Raw genomic sequence first — 22289 nt, forward strand, 5'->3', positions numbered from 1 at the left:
ATGTACTCCCTTATAACACTTCGATTATTTGCACCGTAAAACAACAAATGTTCATGGAATTTATTAAAAAGGACTAGATAGGATTTTTGTCGAATAATGGAATATGTGCGCCGCTTTGACCTCTATCCCAAACGTGGCCAATTTATTGGACCCTAGAGGATTTGTGAAGAAAAGTGGTAGGTACCCAAGCAGTTACCTTATTGGGCTGATTCTCAACCACGCTTGGACGGGTGAGACTTGTTAAAAATAATGCAAATGGAGTGAGAAAAAAGCAATGAAAATGACAGTGGCTAAAAAACTTTATAGTGGCTTTATTGTAGTTTTAATTTTATTAGGCATCGTCACGGGAATCAGTTTTTTTCAATTGAAGTCTGTTAATACGTCTTACAGCCTCTTAATTAATGACAGGGCTAAAAAAGTAATTCTTACGAAAGATCTTGTTCAAAGAGTTACAAATGAACAGTTGAATGTGCGCTCGTATTTGCTGCTAGGAGAAGATAATAACCTGCAAAAATTTCAACAGGCAAAAGAAGAGTATAAACAAATAAGCAAAGCCTACGAGCAGATTATAAATACGACAAAAGCAAGAGAATACCTGAGCCAGTTAAATCAGTTGGAATCCCAATATACTCAATTGGGAGATCAAATGATTCAGTTGAAAAAGCAAAATAAATTAGAAGAAGCAATGAAATTGGCTTCTTCACAGGGAACACCTATTGTCCGACAAGTTAATCAAATAGGAAGTGACTTGGCTCAATTTCAACAAGAATTATTGGATCAGGGTAATATTGACACCACCAAAAAAGTTAATTTTTCTATAACCTTGTTGTTAATCGTTGCTTTCCTTGCATTATTTGCTGGAATCGCGATTGCATTTTACATCAGCCGCCTGATTTCCAAACCTGTACTGCAGGTTGCCGGCGCTATGGAGAAGATTGCTAACGGGGATTTAACAGGAAGGATTACAGTTAATAACCGTGATGAAATCGGTGATATGGTCGGTTCCCTTAATAAAATGGCGGGTTCACTGCGATCCGTTCTGGTTGAAGTCAGCAATTCATCTAACCAATTAGCAGCTTCCTCGGAACAATTGTCTGCAAGCGCTGAGCAAACAACCCAAGCTACCGAACACATTGCGAGTGCTGCTCAAGAAATGGCGGACGGCGCTAATCAGCAAGTTCGCACTGTTGAGGAGAGCACACAAACGATTCAAGAAGTTTCCACAAAAATTCAACAAATTACTGCAAATGCTAAGTTAGTTGCCGAGACAACAACAAAAGCAGCGGAAAAATCATCGGAAGGTGGAAAAGCGATCCACACCGCAGCGGGGCAAATGGGTTCCATCAGTGGTTCTGTTGATGGTTTGGCAGAGGTCATTACCCATCTGGCAAATACGTCTTTAGAAATTGGGCAAATTACGGAAGCCATTACTCAAATCGCTCAGCAAACCAACCTCCTTTCCCTCAACGCAGCTATTGAAGCGGCTCGCTCGGGAGAGCATGGACGCGGATTTGCCGTAGTAGCGGGTGAAGTGAAGAAGCTCGCCGAACAATCTTTCAAATCGGCGGAACAAATAGCGAGGCTCGTCCATACTATTCAGAGTGAGATCGATAAGGCTCAAAATTCCATGCAGTCGGCAACCAAGGAAGTTAGCTTAGGAATGGAAGTCGTGCAGACGGCTGGCAGTTTATTTGCCGAGATTGAACGCTTTGTCAATGATGTGAACATCCAAGTACGGGAAGTATCTGCGGCTTCGCAGCATATCTCGGAAGGCACCAAGCAAGTTGTTCTAGCCATCGAAGGGATCTCAGGGGTTGCACAAGCGGCTGCATCTGGTACGGAAAATGTATCCTCAGCTGCGGAGGAGCAACTGGCTTCTATGCAAGAAATATCGTCCTCTTCATCTTCCCTTACCCACATGGCAGGAGAATTGCAAGAAATAGTTGACAAGTTCAAACTGTAAGAAAAATTAGATTCCAAGGATGCCTTTAATTTCGTGGATCGCGAGGGCATCTTTTTCTTGTACAGATGCTTTAAATAATTCATATTCTATTGTTTGTACTTTCATAAAAAGAACCACTCCGTTAACAAACACCTTTATTATAAAATAAACAACTTTAATCTCAGACAACACTTCTCATGGTGTTCATTGAACTATAGTTTCCGTTAGCTTAATAACACAGGCTGAACTAAATATTATTTCCAACCCGCACGTTGTAGTATCTCTCTCACAAAGTCGCCTTTGGCATTCGTGTAAGCCAAACGGTCATTCTGGTATCGTTGTGCAAGTTCTAACTTTAAATCACCATATTGTTTGGCATCCTCTGGATGACTTCTTAAATAGTCTCGAAATAGGATATGACGCTTATACTCGGCATTATCTATGGTGCAGACGTATAGGTGATGCCAGGTTACATTTACGGGTGGAATAAAAGCCTCTCGTCCAGTAACTCCTAAGTCCCCTTCATGAACGTAGCCAAGGGTGGCTAGCCCTTGAACAGCCTTAAGGACATCCGATTGTTTAGGCACGACCACGTCGATATCAACAATCGGTTTCGCTGCCAAGCCTGGAACGGATGTACTGCCAACATGTTCTATTGTGACTACGAAATCGCTTAAAACAGGAATTACAAAGCCTCGTAACTGTTGAAACAATTGAACCCAACTAGGGTCATATTCACGTACTATTAGACTGGCACCCATCAAGCCCCTCCTGCCTGCTACTTTAACAGATAAGACAGCCGATCATGTGCATTATGATTGAACTATAGTTATCCGTTAGCGTAATTAAATTGTTTGTAATCCTTTCCTTAAATCTCTTATAAATTCATCTGCAAATTCTTGCATCTCCAAGTATATCGCCTGGGCTTCTGGCAAGTAACACTCACCTTGCTTAAGTACATAATTCTCGAAGTAATCAAGTGTCTGTTCCAGGCTTTGTCCCCTTGCAGTACCTGTACATAATGATTTTACGATTAGATACGTCTTTCCTCCCTCAATCATGTGAGCATCATGTAGCAGCTTTCCTTCTAGCGTTTCTGGAATCTCATCCTTCTGAGATTCCCAAGAGGTTTTGACGATTTTTTCGATTCTATCCTCGCCCAATCCTTGCTTCTCTAAATAATCTCTTATTAAATCTTCTCGCAAATAAATAAACCCATGAAAATAACATCCATAATAAATCAAATCTGAGTCCGTAATCTCTGGATAGTATTTCAACAGTTTATTTGTGGAATTAATTATCCTTTCGATATGGCTCAAATCGTGCATAATGTCTTTATTTGTATAGAATGGTCTGACAAATTCAATAAGATCAGCTAAATTAATCATGTAATCCCCTCCATCAATACATATTTTACCATATTCTTGTGGGTATTTGTTATTAAAGAATCCTGCCCGTTAGTTCAATGCCCAGCGGTACATCTGAACAAAAATCTTTCTTTTGTTCAGATGTCTACACATAGAGTTGGCACAGCTTTATTGGGCTTCCATATTTGAAATGTTATATACAGGGAGCCATATTAAAAACGAAGTTCCTTTACCTCTACCGCTAATTACATCGACTGTCCCCTTATGTTCTTCCAAGATCCACTTTGCTATTGATAATCCTAAACCAGTACCCGGCGTTTTCCCTCTTGAGGAATCAGCTCGATAAAATCTATCAAATATGTGAGGGAGTTCGTTAGGATCCATTCCAATACCGGTATCTCTAATCGTTAATCCAACTTTATCTACTTCTCTTAAGGCGTTAATCTCAACATAGCCTTCTGCAGTAAATTTAAAAGCGTTATCGATAAAAATAAAAAGCAATTGTTGTAGGTAATCCTTATCTCCTAATACGATGGTATTCTCCAGAACATCTAAGCCTTCAGTTTTCAATTCAGTAACCTTGGGAATTAATTGTGCCTTTCTCACTACCGAATCGACAATAGATTTAAGGTCGACTACTTCACTTTTCATTCGAAAACCTGCATCCGCTCTGGCGAGTGCTAGGAGATCATTAACCAATCTCCCCATTCTTGTTGCTTCATCCGTAATGTCATTAAGAGCCTCCACAGATATTCGAATTTCCTTTTCTTCGGGTAATCTACTAGGCCGATTATCCAGAGATGTCCATATTTTCTTAAGGAATTCGGCATTCCCCGTAATTGTGGTAAGAGGTGTTCGCAGTTCGTGAGAAGCATCAGCTACAAAACGTCGTTGAGATGCATATGAATTATCTAATTCTACATAAATCGTTTGAATACGTTCAAGCATTCCATTGATGGTTTTACCGAGCAGACCAATTTCATCTTGTGCGCCATTATGTTGTATCCTAGTTCCAAAATCCTCACTGTTTCGAATTTGTTCAGTAGCACTAATTAAAGAATACACCGGTTTTAAAGCCTTTTTCGATAACAACCATCCCATATACGTTGCAATAAATATTACAATAAGCGATAAAATTAGGAGCACTAGACGCAAAATTGAAAAAAACATACTTATAACACTAGTATTATAGGCGGATTGTAGCACCCCAACCAGCTCACCGTTTAGCATTAAAGGGGCGTTATATATTAAAAAAGGTGAATGTTGAATTGTTGGGGTATCATAATATCCAGCTTTCTTATCTGCAAGAATTTTTGTGGAAAATGGCAATTGAACATTTCTTAAGTTAGCTGACTTTGTCTTATATCCACTAACTAAGTTATTTATTTGCAAGTACATACCTGACTGAACTGAATCGAAATCGTCAAGTTGAATGAGTAAATTCCATCCCATAGGGTATAGTTCAAGCTGATACTGTACATTCCTTTGAAGCACATCAGTTTGTTCCTTTAGCGTATTTTTTAGGTCACTAAAAATGTAAAATTGTAAAAAAACATATAAGACAATACCGAACAACAATAAGGTTATAGATAAAATGCCTGAGTATAATAAGGTCATCCTTAAACGGATAGTCATTAGATTAGTTCCGCCTTTGCTATACAATTTACCTTTATTATCCATATCAGTGATTAATTTAAAATTAAAATAAGATAAATTATTGGTTGTTAGTTTAGTACATATGTATAAAAACCCTCATTTTATACATATGTAAAAGGAGCTGCCGCGGCAGCTCCTTCATCGTTTGTATAGAGTCATTCATTGAACTAACGGTTGCAATAGGTAAGCATTTGAAGTCATCTCCAGCTTTTCCCCTGCTCCACACCGGACGTGCCAGTTTCCCGGCATCCGGCGTTCCCTCTAACTGAATTTACTAAATCATAAGTTCCTCGTTACTCAAGGATATTTCATCCTAGTAGCTTGCACTGTGGCATCCATTGATGTCCCCACGTTCCTACCTGATCGGTGCAATTCACGCTTGGAAAACAATTTTTCTTTTCAGTTAGACTTGGGGCTGTTCCTCCACTCCCATTACAGGAGATTCATCAGTCGTGCCCCTGCCCTCGCAAGGATTAATGTATTTCGGCATGCGCCTTATAACAACCGTTTCGGGTAACAGCCCTTGTTGCAACGTCCCTTGCTTTCCAAGTCCCTTACATCCTAGCTATTCTTTCTGGACTTAGGTGCTTCCTCTAGGCCTGTGAGACCAATGCCGCCATAGTTCGGCATAGCGTATTTCATAGGAAAAATTTTTACTTTACGCCGCCCACCCCATCGTTTGATGGTACATATGTTTCCATATGTTCTAACTTTAGACCTGTACATTCGGAAGTTCGTCAGTTCAGTCTGTTTGAACATTCTCACCATATCCAGTTTTTCAGCCACGCGGCATATCCGTTAGCATACCTTTTCTATTCGAATGGCTCCAGCCTTCGTTCTGCCGAATCTACCTGTACTTCACACCACATGACCTGTTAGTCATGACGCGCGCAGGAGTATTGGCGGAATGGTTTCGGGATACATGGTTCCGTCATTCCCATCCTCGGTTGTAAAGTTAAGATTACTCATTGCAATCTCCTGCTTTTCACGAAGTTAGTCGCTTATAGCAGAACTTGTCATACTCTCCCGTTAGTTCAATGATCTGATTAGAACAACTTGGCAAGTTTGATATCTTCAAAAGGTACGTTTTTTTTGATATCAAATACCCGCACGAATGTTACATCGAAGCTTGGAAAAGGAGATAATGCTTCTCTCGCAGCCAATTTCATTTCTATAATTTCTGCTTCATTCATGCCCCATTTTGTTTGACCCAAAGTCAAATGTGGAATGAAGTGATCCAACTCTATATACCTTTCAATAAGTTCGGGCGGTGGGGAAACCGCATCTACCAAGTTCTTGTGTAGATTATATATCTCTTTCGATTCAACGCTAAGGAATGTAACCGCTGTTCCGAATGTTGCTGGTTCAGACAAAGTTAACTGGAAGATTGGAAATGAAGAACAAGTTTCTCTTACTTTTTCAAGCCAATTCATATCCTCCGTAAGTCCACCTTTGGGCTTTAACAGTAATATGAGGCTCCACAAGATCCCTAAAGCAGTTATTAGCCCATCGATTTCGAAATGTCTTAGCCCATTTATTACGAAATACCGAAATTTGTTCTTTATAATCTTCAGGTGGAACGATTCCTATGAAAAAATGCATTTTTACACCCCTTTATAAATGATATGTATTTTTCTCGGAGCATTCCTATTCATTTCAAATCATCAACTTTCCGAACATTTATGTTTTTACAAAGTATTCCTCAAGTATTTTCCAAATCCTGCTTTAGTGTTAAACTGCCCGTTAGCGTTGCGAAGGGCTGCCACGCGGCAGCCCTTAACTGTTTAGCTATCGTTCTTCATTAGTTTAATGAACCAATTTAACTTATTTATCAGATGTGCCTGGCTTCCAGCCCACTTCTTGAGACCAGCTATGAGCTTTTTGGATGATATCCCAAACGATCGGACCTTTTCCTTCAACATATTTTGAGCGTTCATTTTTAAATAGTTCCATTAACCGATGTTTTTCCTCAGCATACCTTAAGCAATCTTGAGGGTGCTCACGTAAATAATCTCTAAAGAGCAAAGTCATTTGCTCAGAGAAACTACCGATTTGTCTTACATGAATATGAGTTCTTCGAGTGCCCGGTAGTTCTCGAAAATACCTCTTAGTTTTGTCTGGATTTTCTTCGCGAAATACAAAACCGACACTCTCAATTTTGGTCTTATAGTATTTTATGTCATCGTAATTTAGAACAGATATCTGGATATCAATGATTGGTTTAGCATCCAGACCAAAGATCGATGTAGAACCAACATGATCAATACGAATGGCCAAATCTCCTAATGAATATCTCAATTTTAAAGCAATATCATAAAACAGATCCTTCCATCCACTATCATGTTTGGATATCCTCCATTGATCTTCCATTTAATCTAATCTCCTTCATAACAGTTGTTTTATATATTCGTCCTAATTTACCATATCTAGATTTCCAGTTTGATATCAATATTTGCCTCCTTTAAGCATAACTCCAGTTACTTCAATGAAACAGGAAATTGTAATAGGTGTAATCCTGCATTAAACTGCCAGTTACTTGAATGAACTAAAAAGAAGATGCCGCGATTTGAATAAATGGATAAAGTAATCCAAAACAAGTCCTACAATAAGGAAAGAACAGAAATGGATTAAATATGCTGCGAAACGAAAGGTAACTAAAATACTGCTACCCCGAAATATACTTTTATCTATCATCCAGTCTCTGTATGGCTCTGCTCTTATTAACCAAGTAATTGGAGGAAATTGACTAAGAATAATATTGGCTAATCCACTCCCAAAATAGTCAATTAGACATATTATTATGCTAATTGCTGAGAACCAAAAAGTGAATTTTTTCAGAAGAAACATAACGCCTACCCCCCTCCAACACAATAAGATAACTTTAAATATTTGATTCTTTTTGTTATCCTTTCACTCTTTATGTTAGACGCTAATTGTTGGGGATAGTTCCACGAATCCCCTTGTAGTTGTTACTTTAATAATCAAAAAATGAGCTGCCACGAAGCAAGCTCTCGCAATAAGTCTGGATAGCCATGCACAACTGTATCGTTCTCTATATTATTTTCTGTCAATATTTATCCAAAATTAAATAGGAGCGCTGCCGGTGCTATCTTCACAGCGATGTAATACGGAAAGAGCCTGTCACGTTGTGGCTGGCTCTTTTGGTTGTACGGCGTGCCCAGAGGCACCCTTTTCGTCTGGATTATTGAACTCTCGTTCCTCGTTAGCCATCCATGCCCTCGCAGGGCACCACAGAAGAATGAAAATTAGATTCTTGGTCGACTACTTTCAGGGTAGTTTAATGTTTTTTTACATTTATCTTTAATCTAAGCTTGTAAAGAAACCAAGATGTAAAAAGTGACTCATTTGCCTTATGACATGAAACTTTATCTATAAAGTAAAAATCATGAGGTTCCACTGTAATTCTTGTAATTGGTGTAACTGGTGTTCTGCTAATCCATTCATCAAACGAAACAATTGAACTATTTGTATTTTCAAAAGATTCTTGGGGTAGAAAATATACAATACCGTTCGTCCAAGGGTTTTTGTTCATTGTGTTCTGAGTCAAAGAGAAGAAATAATATCTATTTTTGTTTTTGCGTATTTTGAAACAAGCGTTTCTAAAATTATCAACTAACTTTCGCCGATCAAATACAGCATAAAATAAAGACCAAGCTCCATCTTTTGTTGCAAACACCGCCTCAACGTATTGTCCATTATAAAGCGTCTGTCTTCTGGTTTCGAATTCTAGAATTCCCTCATTGTTTGATCCGTGCATTATTACTGGCTTGGATGAGGAAATGTATTGGATAAAACGATATTTTGGATAACTGCTTGAATATATAATTTCAGAATGTTCACTAATAGCATCCGAGTAGATTTTGTCGTATTCCACGACTTCATGAGGTGAAAACTTTAGTGAAAAAGACCGATAAAATAAAAGTCCCATAAGCATTGAAACGAATTTATTTATCATTTTTTCTCTCCTCAAGATTAATGAAAAAGGGTTCACTTCACTCTGTGTTATAGGTATTCAACGTCTTTAATAATTCCCCTTTATTCTTAGTATCCTGCCCATTCACAATAGGCCACCGAGTTTATCACCGGCAGCCTGTTTGATCTTTGTTATGAAGCTATCGTTCGCCGTTAATTCAATAATCAGTCTTCTAATATTTCGGGGTCAAACCAAATATCCTCATAATAATCTCCCGCAATTAAAAATCTCCAGCCAGCAGGTAATCCGAGAAATTTTTTAATATTTGGAACCCATTCGTCAATATGTTCGACGTGTATAGGAACAAAGAAGTCTGGGTCTTGTGAAAGTTCTTCACCTGACCAAATATACCATCCAGTAGTATCACCTTCTGGATAAATACGAAGACCATTAATAGGTAATATATCCTCTTTTACATTTAATGAGATACCTAACTTTAAATCCTTAGGCGATTCAAGAAAATCAGCCTCATATTTTCTACAAACAGCTTTTTGCTCGTCCATTTTTTCTCCCCTTTATTAACCTCTCACTTCAAGTATCCTGCCCTTTAGCGTAATGAAGGCGACCGAACGTTTCCTCGGCAGCCTTATCGTTTTCTTATTCAACTCTCTTACTAAGTTTGCTGAAGTAATGTGGAAATGAAAACCAATTATCATAATCAACAGAAGGGCCTTTTATTTCCATTAAGTAGAACATGAACCGATAGACATCACGGACGGGAGTTAAGTCAGGGAAAGGTAGTGCCGAGCGGTACCCAGTCATAAAGTTATCCGCACCGAATTGATCTAGAGAACATTCCAAAGCCGAGAGTTCGAATTCTCTCGGTCCTATTACATAGGCTTCAGTATCAACTATTGCTCTCACTCGCTCTTCTTCTGCAAGAAACTGTCGTGGATCCATATCCAACATTATATATGAGGCACTTTTGGGGACGGGCAATTTAGAGGCTAATGAACAGTAATACTCTGTCATTTTGGCAACAGCATCATTGGACAAGTAATATCGTGAGGACAGGTTACGTATAGTGTTTGTAAGTTTTTGAGGGAAATCCCTTAAGGTATATCGAAAAGTACCGTTCGGGGCACCGCATTCATAAAATTCACGTGCATGAATTTCACCAATGGTTCTACCAAATTCTTTCATCATCTCTGCCGGCTTATTTAAGAAATCGAGCGGTGAGCCATTCATTTTTTCTACAATTACAAATTGTCTTCCGTCAATTAATCCCTTTGAAAGAACATTAGGTACACAAATTTTAGTTGTTGTTTGCTGTAAGAAAAGGTTGATTCCTTCAATATCATATGTGCGACTTAATTCAATTCCGAATAAGTTCCTACAAACCCACAGAAATGGAGCATCCACACTTTCATCCACTCCCGATGATCTTACAACGTATTCACCGGAAATTGTATTTACAAGCCATACATCACTTGCATGGCCACCTAATGAAGACTGTGAAAGGATCTGTTCTAGGAAAAGTGTCTGTAAGTTCATGCTATCACCCACTTTATAGTTCGAGTCAATAGCTTTTTATTATTCAAGAAAGGCACTAATAATCCTCTTTTTTCCAGCCACTATTGTTGATATAATCTACCCGTTTGAAAAGCAACCGATTCGTCGGCTGCATTTTTCATTTAGTTGATTGAGCTAACGTTTTGTGTTAGTTCAATAATATCAGCAATTTCAGGTGTTCAAAACTCGTCGATCAACGAAATTCCTTTTGTAATCCGCATGCGACTATCTTGCAAAAAATCGCGTGTCCAATCGTCTGGTTGACTTAAATCCCAGCTCCGGTGCATACCGACGAATACGATAATTTCTCGTAATCTAAGGAAGAGCCCAAGCTGTTCCTTCCAGCCGTCAGGCATTTGACGGCCATCCTCTGTATAACCTTGCTCAAAATGTTTAATGAAAAGTTCGTACTGTAACTTCCGTTCCGACTTCGAATCTTCCCCGAATACATACAGCAAGTAATAGAGCTGGATGGCAATGTCTTCGGTATACCAACTGTACTGGCATTCGTCGAAGTCGAAGAGCGTCATTTTCCCTGATTCATCAACTGTGAAATTTCCTACATTGATATCCCCGTGAATTAAACCGAAATTATCAGCAGTTACAGGCAGGCTAGCCAAATGTGATTTAAGTTCATCAAGGGCAAGAAGAATTGGTTGCTGCTCTGACGGTATATAATTTCTGGCCCGTAAGAGGTATTCATTATTCTCCCACGTATGTCTTTTGGCCGTAGGTTTGTACTCCTTAGCAAGTTCATGGAGACGGCCGGTCATGCGTCCGCATTGTTCATAAAGTATGGAATTACCTAGGCATTCTGGGTATCCAATTTTACGACCGGGTGCGTGTCTGAAGGAGGTCACGTAGAAATCAATCATATTTCCCTGGATTCGTTCGAAGTCCTTTCCATCAACCGAATATACCGAATCCGAGACCGACAAACCATTCTCAGAAAGATAACGAATCCATTCTATTTCAGCTGCAAGTCCGTCCCAAGTGCGAAGAGTGCTCGGGGTAAAACGGAGAATATATTTCAATTCATCGCGATTATAGGAATAAATAAAGTTCTGAAAGCCTCCAATGAAAGTCAACTCCTTTGGGCTGATGCCAAACCGCGCAGCGCCTTCTACGGTATGTTCGTCCAGGAACATTGATTTTATTTTTGGGTCCATGAGTTCTCCTTGGTATTTGAGTCGTGATTGAACAATCGAATGAACTTTTCCCAAACTCCGGTTGCTACCTCAATTTAATAAAATGAATGCCTAGTGACATGTGAAGCCTCACTTTCGGGAAATCATTATTCCATAACAATCATACTAATCCAGCTTTTTACAGTCAACGAAAATTGATTGAACCACTACGTTAACCTGCCCGTCCCTCAATAAACAAAAAAGGAGCTGCCGCGAAGCAAGCCCCTCAACTATCGTTCACCGTTAGTTCAATGGCCAGCATTCATTAAATCCTCTCAGATACAAGCCATGTTTTTGCATCTTCAGTTTATCGAACCGGAGGATTGGGGCCGAAGGCATCTGCTTGGATGCAGAAGGTGCAGTGTGGACGCCAATCAGAGAACAGGACTGCGTCCGAATCAGAGAAGGAGGCTGGATTTTGGGGCAGGTCCAACTTGATCGAAGTTTCTTTTCTGTACGATCGGCGGACGTTGTTCATTATGCCAGCCGAGTGGCGTGGATTTGAAAAAGTCGATGAAGCAGTCGCAGCTCGTACAGGCTAGGTACTCTTTGCCTAGATAATGGCGTTGGCGGCGAATTTGTATGGAATGTTCGCCGAACTATCCGCCTTGTCTACAATCTTATCAACCAAACGATGAAGCAAATCGGGTGTGAATTCTTTCAGTCCCTTGCGCAGAATACAGCGATGCGCTCGCACCATTGTAACGGGGTTGTTCTTTCATAGGCATACAGGCAACCTCCTCGACTGGATTGCCTCTATGTTCTCATGTGAACGCGCGGTTGAAGGCGGGTTGGATGTGACGTTTACTGTTAAAGTGTTGGCAGGACCTCTTTCTGCTATAATCTCGCTGGCTTAAAGGTTTGAAAATTGCCCCAGAGCATCTAATTATCTAGTAGACGTCCATTATCATTCCATTGACCGTACATTTTGTTTTCTCTAGTATTTGTTATGAATTTGTCTAATCTGCTCCTGAACAATTCTGGCTGATTCTTATTGCTTTGTATCGTGTCGATCCGAACTCTTTTATAAAGATCTGGAAGTGCCATGAAATTATCGTATACTTGCTTTTCCTCTTTTAGCCTTTGCTCTATATCTTCATCTATTCTAAAAGAATTGTGATCCATATCAGGAAGAACCCTTCTTCCTTCGTCTCTCATTAACCCCCACTTTTCGAGGCGACGGACACGTTCTTTATTTAATTCAGTCCATGAACTTTTTTTACTTCTAGGGGATAGTCTCTGAGCCAGCTCCGTTTCTGAAATTTTCTTCTTGACTCCATCGATCCATCCAAAGCACAAAGCTTCCTCGACCGCGTCCAAATATAACAACACATCGGGGGTGGGCGTCATACTAACCAAGACCCAGCAACACTTTTCAGTCTTGCAATTGTTCTGCAGCCAATTTCTTAAATCTTCTCTCGATTTTACTGGAATTAAATTTTCAATTTCCATAGATAAAATACATTTTCCTTTCTAAATTGATTCATACTCCCATAGTATATTTTATACATAAGAAAATATTAAAAAAATGGTCTTCAATTGCAAGACCATTTTTTTAATGAGTTACCGTTTGTTGGAAATAACTTTATCAAGGAACTTATCTGCGTCACTATTAAATTTCCAAACAACACCAAATTTATCAACCAACATTCCGAAGCAGGAAGACCAAGGCATTTCTGATAACGGCATGATAACATAACCACCTACAGACAAATTAGAAAAGTAATTTTCCAGTGTCTGCATATCATCAATAACGATACTAATCAGTATATTGTTGCCTTTAACCAACTCGCCCGTTACACTCTTCATCGAAGGTAGAATATCCGACATCATGATTTTCCCGCCTGCAAATTCGATTGAAGACTCCATGATCATATTTAATTCATTTTCTGGCAATGGATAGTTTGGATCTTGCGGAAAATCGCTGAATCTTACTTTTTTTACCTCATTTGCATTTAAAGCCTCCGAATAAAATTTAATCGCTTGTTCTGCGATTCCATCAAAATTTAAATATGCAATAGCTGACATAAAGTCATACCTCCTTCTTGTGATAAATGAAGTATAATATATAAGCGGTGACATATGTATGTCACCTTTTTCAATTAAAGTACAAAAAAACAGAGGGGAAAATATGGAGAAGGTTGAGAGATTAATATCCATCATCATGATATTGCTCAAAAAAGATATCGTTTCAACAAAAGAATTTGCACAATTATTTAACGTTTCCAAAAGAACGATTCTTCGTGATATGGAAACACTGAGTTTATCAAACATACCGATCTATTCTATCCACGGAATTAATGGCGGCTACGGCATTATGGATGAATACAAGGTTGATAAACGTCTTTTAAGCAGCTCCGACTTGGAGAATATATTAACTGCACTCGGCGGATTGGGACAAATTCTAATTAGCGAAGAAGTTGAAGTGACCATAAAAAAAATAGAAGCCATGGTTAGCCCATTGTCTCCGAAAGGTTCAATCCGACTGTCATTTTATTGGGAGGGACGGTCTGATATTCTTCAAACCTTGAAGATATGCCAAGAATCGATATTAAAGAGAAGGTTAGTTTCATTTAACTACATGGATAAAAATGGATTCGCTACGAATAGAATTGTCGAGCCTTATCAGCTTCATTTTAGTGAATCGAGTTGGTATTTGAAGGGATTCTGTTTACATCGTCAGAGATATAGAACATTTAAATTATTCAGGATCGATCATCTTGTTATGGATGAAAACACATTTAACCCTAGAGATTATTTATTGGAACAAGAACATGAAGCAAGTTATCAACCGCAACTAGTCGCTATTAAGGCGTTGATTTCGCCTAGCATAAAAGATCAATTCATTGAAAGGTACGGTCGAAAGAGTATTGAAAACTATAGTTCTGAATATCTCTTAGCCACCATCTATGTTCCTCAAAACAGTATTGGCTTTCAATTTTTAGCGAGCTTCGGGACAAATCTGGAAATAGTAGAGCCGAAAACCTATGTTGAAGAATTTCGAGATTATTTGAATAAAATGGTGGAGAAGTATACTTTAAAAGGCTCCCATTAACATCAAAATGTGGCGCATATTCTTAAACTATCCTGCCCGGTAGTTTAATGCTGCTACCGCCGCGCGCCCCTCCTCCTCCATTTTACCATGTATCTCCTTTTTCTTGCGATAAAACAAAACCCGCGGTGATTCTAAATCACTACGGATCGCCACTCCCAGAACACCACCGCCTCCGCAACTACCTGCCTGGAGGTCTGTCTGTGTTCAGTTCACTAAAGAACTTTATTTTCAATTAAAGAACTTTATTTTCTTTCACCAACAGATAATTTGCATATCCCCGCCCCATGCATTACAATCTTTACATCGACAAATTTGTAGGTCTATACAAGGAGGTTCACGCGCCTATGTGCCCCCGTACCAAAGAACAAAATGAGCTCATCCGCGTGCAGCGCAGAGAACAGATCCTGGACGCCGCCGCGCACGCCTACTTCCGCACGGGCGGCAGCTTTGATATTCGCGACGTCGCCCGCGAGGCCGAGCTCGGTTACGGCACGGTGTACCATTATTACCCCAACCGGCATTTATTGATAGAAGATGTGCTGGGCAGCGGCTTCGAGCGATGCGAGCAAGCCCTGGCAGAATGGGCGAACATCCGCGGCGGCAGCCCGGATGACAGGCAGCTGTTGACGTATTGCAAGGCGCTGCTCCGGCTGTGGCAGTCGGACGCCCGCGCATATCTCGTCTACAAGATGGCGGCGGAGCATTATGCAGGCTTGCCTGAGAAGGATCGGCACGCCGCCAAGAGACGATTCATAGAACGGCTGTACGTTCCGCTCCAATCGATCGCCCAACGCGAAGACGACAGCGTCGACCATATGCTTGCCGTGCTGGTCGGCTGCTGCGGGCTGCACTACTATGCGGGCACTTCCGAGCTGGACGTCGATCGAATCGCCCAGCTCGCGATGCAAGCCATTACGAAGGAGTCCTGATACGAACATGGTCATCTTAAAAAGCAAGCATGAAATCGAGGCCATCCGCAAGGCATGCCAAGTGGTGGCCGAATGCCATCGCACAATCGCCCCGCTCATCCAACCGGGCATCACGACGAACGAGATTGAGCGCATCTTCGAGGACATTATCTTGAAGCACGGCGCCAAGCCCTACACGAAGGGCTACAAGGGCTATCAATATGCGACCTGCGCCTCCGTCAACGATGTGATCGCGCATGGCTTCCCTAGCGATAAGCCACTTGAGGAAGGCGATATCGTGACGATCGACACGGTCGCGGATCTCGACGGCTGGCTCGGCGATTCGGCCTGGAGCTATGCGGTCGGGAAGATCTCGCCGACGGCCGAGAAGCTGATGCGCGTCACGAAGGAATGCCTTGACCTCGGCATCGCGCAAGCGCAGCCCGGCAATCGGCTCGGCGACGTGACGAGCGCGATCCAGCGGCATGCCGAATCGAACGGCTTCGGCGTCGTGCGCGACCTTCTCGCGCATGGCATCGGCCGGGACCTGCACGAGGCGCCGAACTATATGCATGTCGGCAAGCCCGGCAAAGGCCTCCGCATCAAGGAAGGCATGGTGTTCACGATCGAGCCCATGATCACCGAAGGCACCTACTACATGACAATCGATGCGGACGGCTGGACCGCGCGGACGCTGGACCGCAAGCTCGCCGCCCAATATGAGCATACGATCGCCATCACGGCTGAAGGTCCACAGATCCTGACCGCGCAATAGAATAATTAGAGGCCGACCAACGAGATGGTCGACTTCTTTTTTACGTATTCGGCATAGCATCTTTCTTCATCCGATACATGCGTTCATCCGCTCTCTAATAGAGCTCATCGGCATTTGCACCGTCTTCCGGATAATGGATGGCTCCGATACTTACGGTAATCGACAGCTCGTTCCCGTCTTCAAGCCGAAGCAGGTTCGCGGACAGCGTATCCTCAAGGATCGTGATGAGGCTTCTCGCCTGGGCGCGATCACATGCCAGTACGACGAATTCATCTCCGGCGAACCGCGCGACAAAATCGGAAACGCCGACTGACTCGGATAATAATCGGGCCAGATGACGCAATGCAAGGTCTCCCGCATGATGGCCATGGGTGTCGTTAATCGAGTAATTCTGTCCTTTATTTCGACTACGGTCCCATTGCGTTATTCTGCCCGTAGCGTAACGAAAAAGCAGCCGATCCATGCCCAGTTGCCGCGGTTACATTAAAGTAAATAAAGCAGGTTTTGTTGTCGATATTTCAAAAAACATCGGTATTGGACCATGATGTATTTCCCTTTCCAAATCAACAATAACCCAAATTTCATAAATTTTTGCCACGATGTAACCTACAACTAAGCCAACAAGTCCACCTAAATAGTAATAGGGATGAATCCTTTCTGCCATTGAGCACCTTCTTCCCAAAGATTGGTTAAATAGATAAATTCTCCGTCAGTTCTTTTCCTCATACTACCACAATTGGAACTAAACTGCCCGTTAGCGGAATAGGCCACCGAATTTATCACCGGCAGCCTGCTAGATCTTGTTTTGAAGCTATCGTATCCATTAGAATTCCTGTAGATGGATTATTTTCGGCTTTGTAAAAAAACGAGCGCCTCAGTACGATGGAAGTACACAACGGGTCAAAAGCCCTTTAATCCCATCGTCCTGGAGGTCGCTCTACTATGAATTTTAAATCCCATTCTAAGCAAAATCAACTCATTGAAAACATTACCTCATAGCATCTTGTTGTAGGTGTGGACATCGCACAAGAAGAAGTACATGTGGCTCGTGCAATGAACTTTCGCGGTGTTGTCGTCGGTGAACCACTCTCTTTCTTTAATAACGAGGAAGGATTTAACTGTCTTTTACATTGGATTCAGAAGTTACAGGCATCCTATCAATTTAGCGAAGCCATTATCGGTATGGAGCCGACCAGACATTACTGGTTAGCCTTATCACGCTGGCTATTCAACAATAAGTTCCAAGCAGTGCTAGTAAACCCATATCTGGTTAAAAAAAACAAAGAAAACCGAGATAATACCCGTTCCAAAAGTGATATAAAAGATGCCTTAGTCATCGCAGATATGATCAAAAATGGGTACTACTCATGGATTCGTACCACAGCCGAAGAATTCGAGGAGCTGCGTGTTGTCTTGTCTAACCGTGATGCCATCGTTAAGCGTTTGGTTAGCACCGTAAATCAGTTACACCGCTGGGTCGATCTTGTTTTCCCAGAAATGCGACAAGTATATAAACACCTTACCTGCACGGGAGCTATAGCAACACTTCGCCTGTTTCCAACGCCATCCGAGCTTCGTAACATGCAGCCACAAGATGTCATTGACGGTTGGCGGACGCTAATGAAACGGCATTCTGGAAAGCGAAGAGCACATATGCTTGTGGCTCTAGCAAGTTCCTCGGTAGGCTCTACTCAGGCTCATAAAGCCTATAAATTGCATTTGAAGCAACTGCTCGAAGAATACGACTTAGCTACTATTCAGCTGCAAGCCGTGGAACAAGAAGTCATTGCTGTGCTTCATCGCATTCCTTATGCCAAGCAGATGCTTGCCATTAAAGGGATTAACGCCATTTCATTAGCTGGTATTTTAGGAGAATCCGGGGATTTAAGCGGCTTTGCTCATGGTAACGCCTTGCTTCGTCATGCAGGGCTTAACCTTACGGAAGCTAGTTCGGGGAAGTGGCGAGGACAAATCGTTCTTTCAAAGCGCGGTAGATCTCGGCTCCGAAGGTTCTTGTTTATGGCAACCATGAGTTTGTTGATGAACAACAGTGAGTTTAAAACGATGCATAAACATAATGTCAGCATGAAGAAGATGAAAAAGATGAAATCTGACATGAAACTCTGTGGTAAACTTGCACGCATTTTAGTTGGAATGGCACGAAACGGATCCACCTATATTGCTCAAAAAACATTACCATTAACACAAGCTGCGTAAGATTGTAGTCACCGTCATGCACGTAAATTGGCTTATTCGCAGGATTTCAAAGAAAGCACGGAGTACCGGATGCATTAAGCAAAAGGGCTTTGCCCCGTTCCGTTAGAAAGACCGGCCTCCACCCCTTGGATAGGTGTGACGAAGGAATGAGAGGGCTTAGACCCGTTGAGATATGGGAGCGAAAACCTCCAAGGGCGGCGTGGAGAATGCGTGCAGTAGATGGAATAAATTGGGGCAGCTATCTCCCCCTCTATTCCCGCATGCCTTCATGTAGCCGAAGTCAATCTAACGTCCCCTTCTCTTCTAGACTCCTCCCACAATGGGATGAAATCCTGCGAATAAGCGAGTATTCGCGAGAAAATTAAATCGTACCGAGGGAGCATAATGAGTGTAGAACTTGAATGGCTGACTGTTCATCTTCAAGAAAGAAAACCTGTTCCCCTTTGTTGCATTCGTAAATAAAATCCTTAAGACTCTTATACACTTCCAAATTGCCTACAACCGCCAACTTTATATGATAGTTCACGTATTTCTGTAGAATATCACCCGCTAATCTTGTCTTTAATTCGAAAAAATCCTCCGTAATGTTGGATTGGCGAATAACGATCTTATAGCTATCATGATTAAATTTAATGGACGCCATTAAGTCCAAAGCATCCTGGACATTTCGGATTAATATATCGAAACTTTCTACAATGGCTACCTTAGAATCATTTTGCTGATCAACCCTTATATTCATTATACGTCTCCCCTATACTATCGTAGATTTCTGTCCCATTGCTTTCAGCTTCACGGACATCGGTTCGGTAAGGTCTGTACCAGGTCAAGACTAAGTCACGTACCGTGATACGATCTGCAGAAGCCACACGGCTATAGTCGTACGTCTGTGACCGTTCATGTTCAGCAGCCGCTAGTGACTTTTCAGCTTGGGCTATCTTGGCGTTCAGTTTCTTCTTCTCAGTGGCAGATCTGTCTTAAGGATGATAAAACCATAATAAAAAAAGAGCCTCTAGAATCGCTTCTAGGGCTCGTTTCGCATTTAGGTTTTTCCAAAACCAATACTTTTGCAGCGGTCTCCATAAAAGTGGCTTGTTTGGATAGTTCTCTATTTTTAAACCTAACCTCGCAGCTTCAAAATGAATTAACCTTGAGCAAAATTCTTCCTCGGCCATGTCTTGATTCACTTTTCTCATGAGCCTTCTTCGTTTCGCTTAATGGAAATATTGAATCAATCTCTGCTTTTAATGTTCCGTTGGCAAGTAATTGAGCAATGACTTGCAAATCCTCGGAGGTTGGAAACTTCGAATTAAACTTAGCTGTGACTCCATACTGTTCGGCCTTTTCAGCAGATGGGGGCTGCGTCAAGGAGACCAGTTTTCCGCCACGTTTCAGAACAGACCATGATCGATCCTCATTATTTCCCCCAACCGATTCGATGACTAAATCTACGTCCTTGACTTTCTCCTCAAATGGTGTGGTCGTGTAATCAATGACCAGGTCCGCACCCAATGACTTTACAAAATCCAGATTGGCGGTTGAGGCAGTAGCAATAACCTTAGCGCCTTTCCACTTAGCCAACTGTACAGCAAATTGTCCTACGCCGCCAGCGGCAGCGTGAATGAGTACCGTTTGACCTGCTTCTAATTCGCCTTCCGAAAATAATACCTTCCAAGCCGATTCTGCACCGCCTTTAATAGTTGCCGCATCCTCAAAGTTCAAGTTTTCCGGCATGTGAACCAAATCATTTGCCGGGGCAATGCCATATTCTGAGTAGCCTCCATTTACATTTCCAAAAACGCGATCGCCTTGCTGAAAACCGGTTACGCCTTCGCCGACGGCTTCAACGATACCCGAAACAGCTGTTCCAGGAGTATAAGGCAATGTTTTAATAAATATCTCTTTCAGCCAACCGTTACGGATCTTCCAGTCTAGAGGAATAGCTGCAGCGTAAGCAACTTTGACAAGAACTTCTCCAGCAAGCGGTTGAGGGCGTTTAATTTCTTCGAGTTTCAAAACATCCGGTCCGCCGTACTTACCGACTTGAATAGCTTTCATTAAGGATTCAGTCATTTGTATCTCTCCCAAAGATTATTTTAAAGCAGTGTCTATTTGAGCAGCTACTTTTCTTGATAAATTTATTAATAGTTCTTTTTCTTGTTCTGAAAGGTTCTCTATCGTGACTCTCTCCAGTATACTCCAAGCTTCTAGAACTTTAGATTCAAATCCACGACCAGCCTCGGTAAGGGACACAATAGTAACTCGGCCATCTTCGTCTGAACGGTTGCGGGTAATCAATCCCGCCTCTTCCAGCCTGCGGACAGATTTTGCAATGGTTGAGTGATCCAGACGCAAGGTCCTGCCAAGGGAGTTCTGCGACTGACCGTCCTGCTGGAACAGCTGCATGAGAATGATTTCTTGTCCCGGAAAGAGGCCAGTCTCGCGAATCAATTGGGAAGCCAGTGCGCGATGCGAACGCGCAAGAGCAAAGATCGAGAAGCTAATCGGAAATTGCTTCTCTGCGCCAAACTCTACTTCGGGTAATTCATTATCGGGAAGTTTCTTTTCTCGTTTCATAGATATCCACAACTTTCTTAAGCTTTGTCCTGTTCAGCAAGCGTCGGATAATCGGTGTACCCTAGGCTGCCTCCTGCATAGAGCGTAGCACGTTCCGGTTCATTTAGCGAGGCACCGGCTTTAAATCGTTCAATGAAATCAGGATTAGCCAAAGCCCAAGACCCGATAGGCGCAATATCAGCAAGTCCTTCGTCGATGTCGATTGTAATATTTTCAAGCAGTCTGCCAGCACGGTTTACCAACAGAGCCGTTGGCCATGCCGATCGGATTTTGCGCAAAAGATCTTCGTTTCCGACATGTACGATGTGAAGATATGCTAGATTTAGTGTTGCCAGCTCAGATACCAGGTATTCATATAACTCAGTACCATTCGGACCTTCATCAAGACCACCCAACGGTACGCCAGGAGAGATGCGGAACCCTGTACGGTCTGCGCCGATTTCTTCCACCACTGCTTTTGCCACCTCTATGGCAAACCGGGCGCGGTTTTCAATGGACCCTCCGTATCCATCAGTCCGTATGTTCGCATTCTCCGCAATAAATTGTTGAATGAGATATCCGTTCGCCCCATGAATCTCTACTCCGTCAGCACCCGCCTGAATGGCTGCGGCAGCTGCTTTGCGAAAATCCTCGACGGTTGCTTTGATATCTTCAATGCTCAACTCACGAGGAACTGGAATTTCCTGAAGTCCTGCTAAAGTATACATTTGAACATCAGGTGCAGGTGCAATTGCAGAAGGAGCAACAGGCTGCCGATGATGAGGAGTGTTGTCCGGGTGTGACATACGACCCACATGCATCAATTGAATGAATAGATGACCGCCTGCATCATGTACTTGATTAGCGACTTCACGCCACCCGGCAATGTGTGCATCTGTGTAAATGCCAGGGGTAAACAAATACCCTTGCCCATCATCAGATGGCTGCGTACCTTCGCTGATTAACAAACCCAATGAGGCGCGCTGCTTGTAATAAAGGGGTGTGAACTCTCCTGGTGTCCCGTCAGGCAGAGCCCGTCCCCGAGTCATTGGTGCCATTGCTAGACGATGAGAAAGCTCCATACGTCCAATTTTAATAGGATTCCATATTTTTTCCATTGCTA

22 protein-coding genes and 1 pseudogene are annotated in these 22289 nt (G+C 42.0%); 6 read left to right on the forward strand and 17 right to left on the reverse strand.

The features are described from left to right. The first annotated feature begins 274 nt into the window (after nt 1-274). Entirely contained in the window at nt 275-1963 is a 1689-nt protein-coding gene (locus tag QFZ77_RS31940) for a methyl-accepting chemotaxis protein (protein ID WP_307446158.1), read from the forward strand. 233 nt (nt 1964-2196) lie between these two features. On the opposite strand, the gene QFZ77_RS31945 is transcribed toward QFZ77_RS31940, so the two are convergent. The 9 genes from QFZ77_RS31945 to QFZ77_RS31985 form a co-directional block, all read right to left on the reverse strand. Further along, on the reverse strand, nt 2197-2703 hold the full coding sequence (locus QFZ77_RS31945; protein ID WP_307446162.1) for a GrpB family protein: 507 nt from the start codon (nt 2701-2703) through the stop codon (nt 2197-2199). Between the two features lie 84 nt (nt 2704-2787). Continuing rightward, the gene (locus QFZ77_RS31950; protein WP_307446165.1) at nt 2788-3330 is read right to left on the reverse strand and encodes an HD domain-containing protein; all 543 of its coding nucleotides are present in this window, start codon (nt 3328-3330) and stop codon (nt 2788-2790) included. A 147-nt stretch (nt 3331-3477) separates the two neighbouring features. Beyond that, nucleotides 3478-4944: a sensor histidine kinase gene (locus QFZ77_RS31955; RefSeq protein WP_307446167.1), complete on the reverse strand. Its 1467-nt coding sequence runs from the start codon at nt 4942-4944 to the stop codon at nt 3478-3480. A 1067-nt stretch (nt 4945-6011) separates the two neighbouring features. Beyond that, nucleotides 6012-6398: a 2'-5' RNA ligase family protein gene (locus QFZ77_RS31960; RefSeq protein ID WP_307446170.1), complete on the reverse strand. Its 387-nt coding sequence runs from the start codon at nt 6396-6398 to the stop codon at nt 6012-6014. A 391-nt stretch (nt 6399-6789) separates the two neighbouring features. Next, nucleotides 6790-7335, reverse strand: a complete 546-nt coding sequence (locus QFZ77_RS31965) for a GrpB family protein (RefSeq protein WP_307446173.1) — start codon at nt 7333-7335, stop codon at nt 6790-6792. Between the two features lie 928 nt (nt 7336-8263). Continuing rightward, nucleotides 8264-8941, reverse strand: coding sequence for a hypothetical protein (locus QFZ77_RS31970; RefSeq protein WP_307446176.1), 678 nt, complete (start codon nt 8939-8941; stop codon nt 8264-8266). A 182-nt stretch (nt 8942-9123) separates the two neighbouring features. Next, complete coding sequence (locus QFZ77_RS31975; RefSeq protein WP_483874771.1) at nt 9124-9462, reverse strand: immunity protein Imm33 domain-containing protein; 339 nt, start codon at nt 9460-9462, stop codon at nt 9124-9126. 94 nt (nt 9463-9556) lie between these two features. Next, nucleotides 9557-10453 carry an aminoglycoside phosphotransferase/kinase family protein gene (locus QFZ77_RS31980; RefSeq protein ID WP_307446179.1) on the reverse strand — a complete coding sequence of 299 codons (897 nt, stop codon included), beginning with the start codon at nt 10451-10453 and terminating at the stop codon, nt 9557-9559. 197 nt (nt 10454-10650) lie between these two features. Continuing rightward, the gene (locus QFZ77_RS31985) at nt 10651-11640 is read right to left on the reverse strand and encodes a phosphotransferase enzyme family protein (protein WP_307446182.1); all 990 of its coding nucleotides are present in this window, start codon (nt 11638-11640) and stop codon (nt 10651-10653) included. A 341-nt stretch (nt 11641-11981) separates the two neighbouring features. Here QFZ77_RS31985 and QFZ77_RS31990 point away from each other — a divergent pair, with 341 nt between their 5' ends. Continuing rightward, the gene (locus tag QFZ77_RS31990) at nt 11982-12200 is read left to right on the forward strand and encodes a hypothetical protein (protein ID WP_307446185.1); all 219 of its coding nucleotides are present in this window, start codon (nt 11982-11984) and stop codon (nt 12198-12200) included. Nucleotides 12201-12540: 340 nt separating this feature from the next. Here the strand turns inward: QFZ77_RS31990 and QFZ77_RS31995 are convergent, their stop codons facing one another. Next, the gene (locus tag QFZ77_RS31995; protein WP_307446188.1) at nt 12541-13110 is read right to left on the reverse strand and encodes a YdeI/OmpD-associated family protein; all 570 of its coding nucleotides are present in this window, start codon (nt 13108-13110) and stop codon (nt 12541-12543) included. 111 nt (nt 13111-13221) lie between these two features. Then, a complete protein-coding gene (locus tag QFZ77_RS32000) occupies nt 13222-13686 on the reverse strand; it encodes a VOC family protein (protein ID WP_307446190.1) in 465 nt (154 codons plus the stop codon). Nucleotides 13687-13789: 103 nt separating this feature from the next. Between QFZ77_RS32000 and QFZ77_RS32005 the strand changes: the two genes are divergently transcribed. The 3 genes from QFZ77_RS32005 (at nt 13790) to map (ending at nt 16396) form a co-directional block, all read left to right on the forward strand. Then, nucleotides 13790-14713, forward strand: coding sequence for a helix-turn-helix transcriptional regulator (locus QFZ77_RS32005; RefSeq protein ID WP_307450007.1), 924 nt, complete (start codon nt 13790-13792; stop codon nt 14711-14713). A gap of 344 nt (nt 14714-15057) precedes the next feature. Further along, nucleotides 15058-15642 carry a TetR/AcrR family transcriptional regulator gene (locus QFZ77_RS32010; RefSeq protein ID WP_307446192.1) on the forward strand — a complete coding sequence of 195 codons (585 nt, stop codon included), beginning with the start codon at nt 15058-15060 and terminating at the stop codon, nt 15640-15642. A 7-nt stretch (nt 15643-15649) separates the two neighbouring features. After that, nucleotides 15650-16396, forward strand: a complete 747-nt coding sequence (gene map / locus QFZ77_RS32015) for a type I methionyl aminopeptidase (RefSeq protein WP_307446196.1) — start codon at nt 15650-15652, stop codon at nt 16394-16396. A 94-nt stretch (nt 16397-16490) separates the two neighbouring features. Here map and QFZ77_RS32020 read toward each other — a convergent pair whose 3' ends face one another. Both QFZ77_RS32020 and QFZ77_RS32025 read right to left on the reverse strand, forming a co-directional pair. Next, nucleotides 16491-16859: a diguanylate cyclase gene (locus QFZ77_RS32020; RefSeq protein WP_307446199.1), complete on the reverse strand. Its 369-nt coding sequence runs from the start codon at nt 16857-16859 to the stop codon at nt 16491-16493. Nucleotides 16860-16874: 15 nt separating this feature from the next. Next, nucleotides 16875-17060 carry a hypothetical protein gene (locus tag QFZ77_RS32025; protein WP_307446201.1) on the reverse strand — a complete coding sequence of 62 codons (186 nt, stop codon included), beginning with the start codon at nt 17058-17060 and terminating at the stop codon, nt 16875-16877. A gap of 278 nt (nt 17061-17338) precedes the next feature. Between QFZ77_RS32025 and QFZ77_RS32030 the strand changes: the two are divergent. After that, nucleotides 17339-18613: pseudogene (locus QFZ77_RS32030) on the forward strand (IS110 family RNA-guided transposase). 361 nt (nt 18614-18974) lie between these two features. Here the strand turns inward: QFZ77_RS32030 and QFZ77_RS32035 are convergent. The 4 genes from QFZ77_RS32035 to QFZ77_RS32050 form a co-directional block, all read right to left on the reverse strand. Further along, nucleotides 18975-19352, reverse strand: coding sequence for a DUF4180 domain-containing protein (locus tag QFZ77_RS32035; RefSeq protein ID WP_307446204.1), 378 nt, complete (start codon nt 19350-19352; stop codon nt 18975-18977). Nucleotides 19353-19744: 392 nt separating this feature from the next. Next, complete coding sequence (locus QFZ77_RS32040; RefSeq protein ID WP_307446207.1) at nt 19745-20683, reverse strand: NADP-dependent oxidoreductase; 939 nt, start codon at nt 20681-20683, stop codon at nt 19745-19747. Nucleotides 20684-20701: 18 nt separating this feature from the next. Then, a complete protein-coding gene (locus QFZ77_RS32045; RefSeq protein ID WP_307446210.1) occupies nt 20702-21187 on the reverse strand; it encodes a MarR family winged helix-turn-helix transcriptional regulator in 486 nt (161 codons plus the stop codon). Nucleotides 21188-21204: 17 nt separating this feature from the next. Further along, the gene (locus QFZ77_RS32050) at nt 21205-22284 is read right to left on the reverse strand and encodes an alkene reductase (RefSeq protein WP_307446212.1); all 1080 of its coding nucleotides are present in this window, start codon (nt 22282-22284) and stop codon (nt 21205-21207) included. Nucleotides 22285-22289 lie beyond the last annotated feature (5 nt).

Origin of the sequence: Paenibacillus sp. V4I3 (assembly GCF_030817215.1) — a bacterium.
Lineage (GTDB): Bacteria > Bacillota > Bacilli > Paenibacillales > NBRC-103111 > Paenibacillus_E.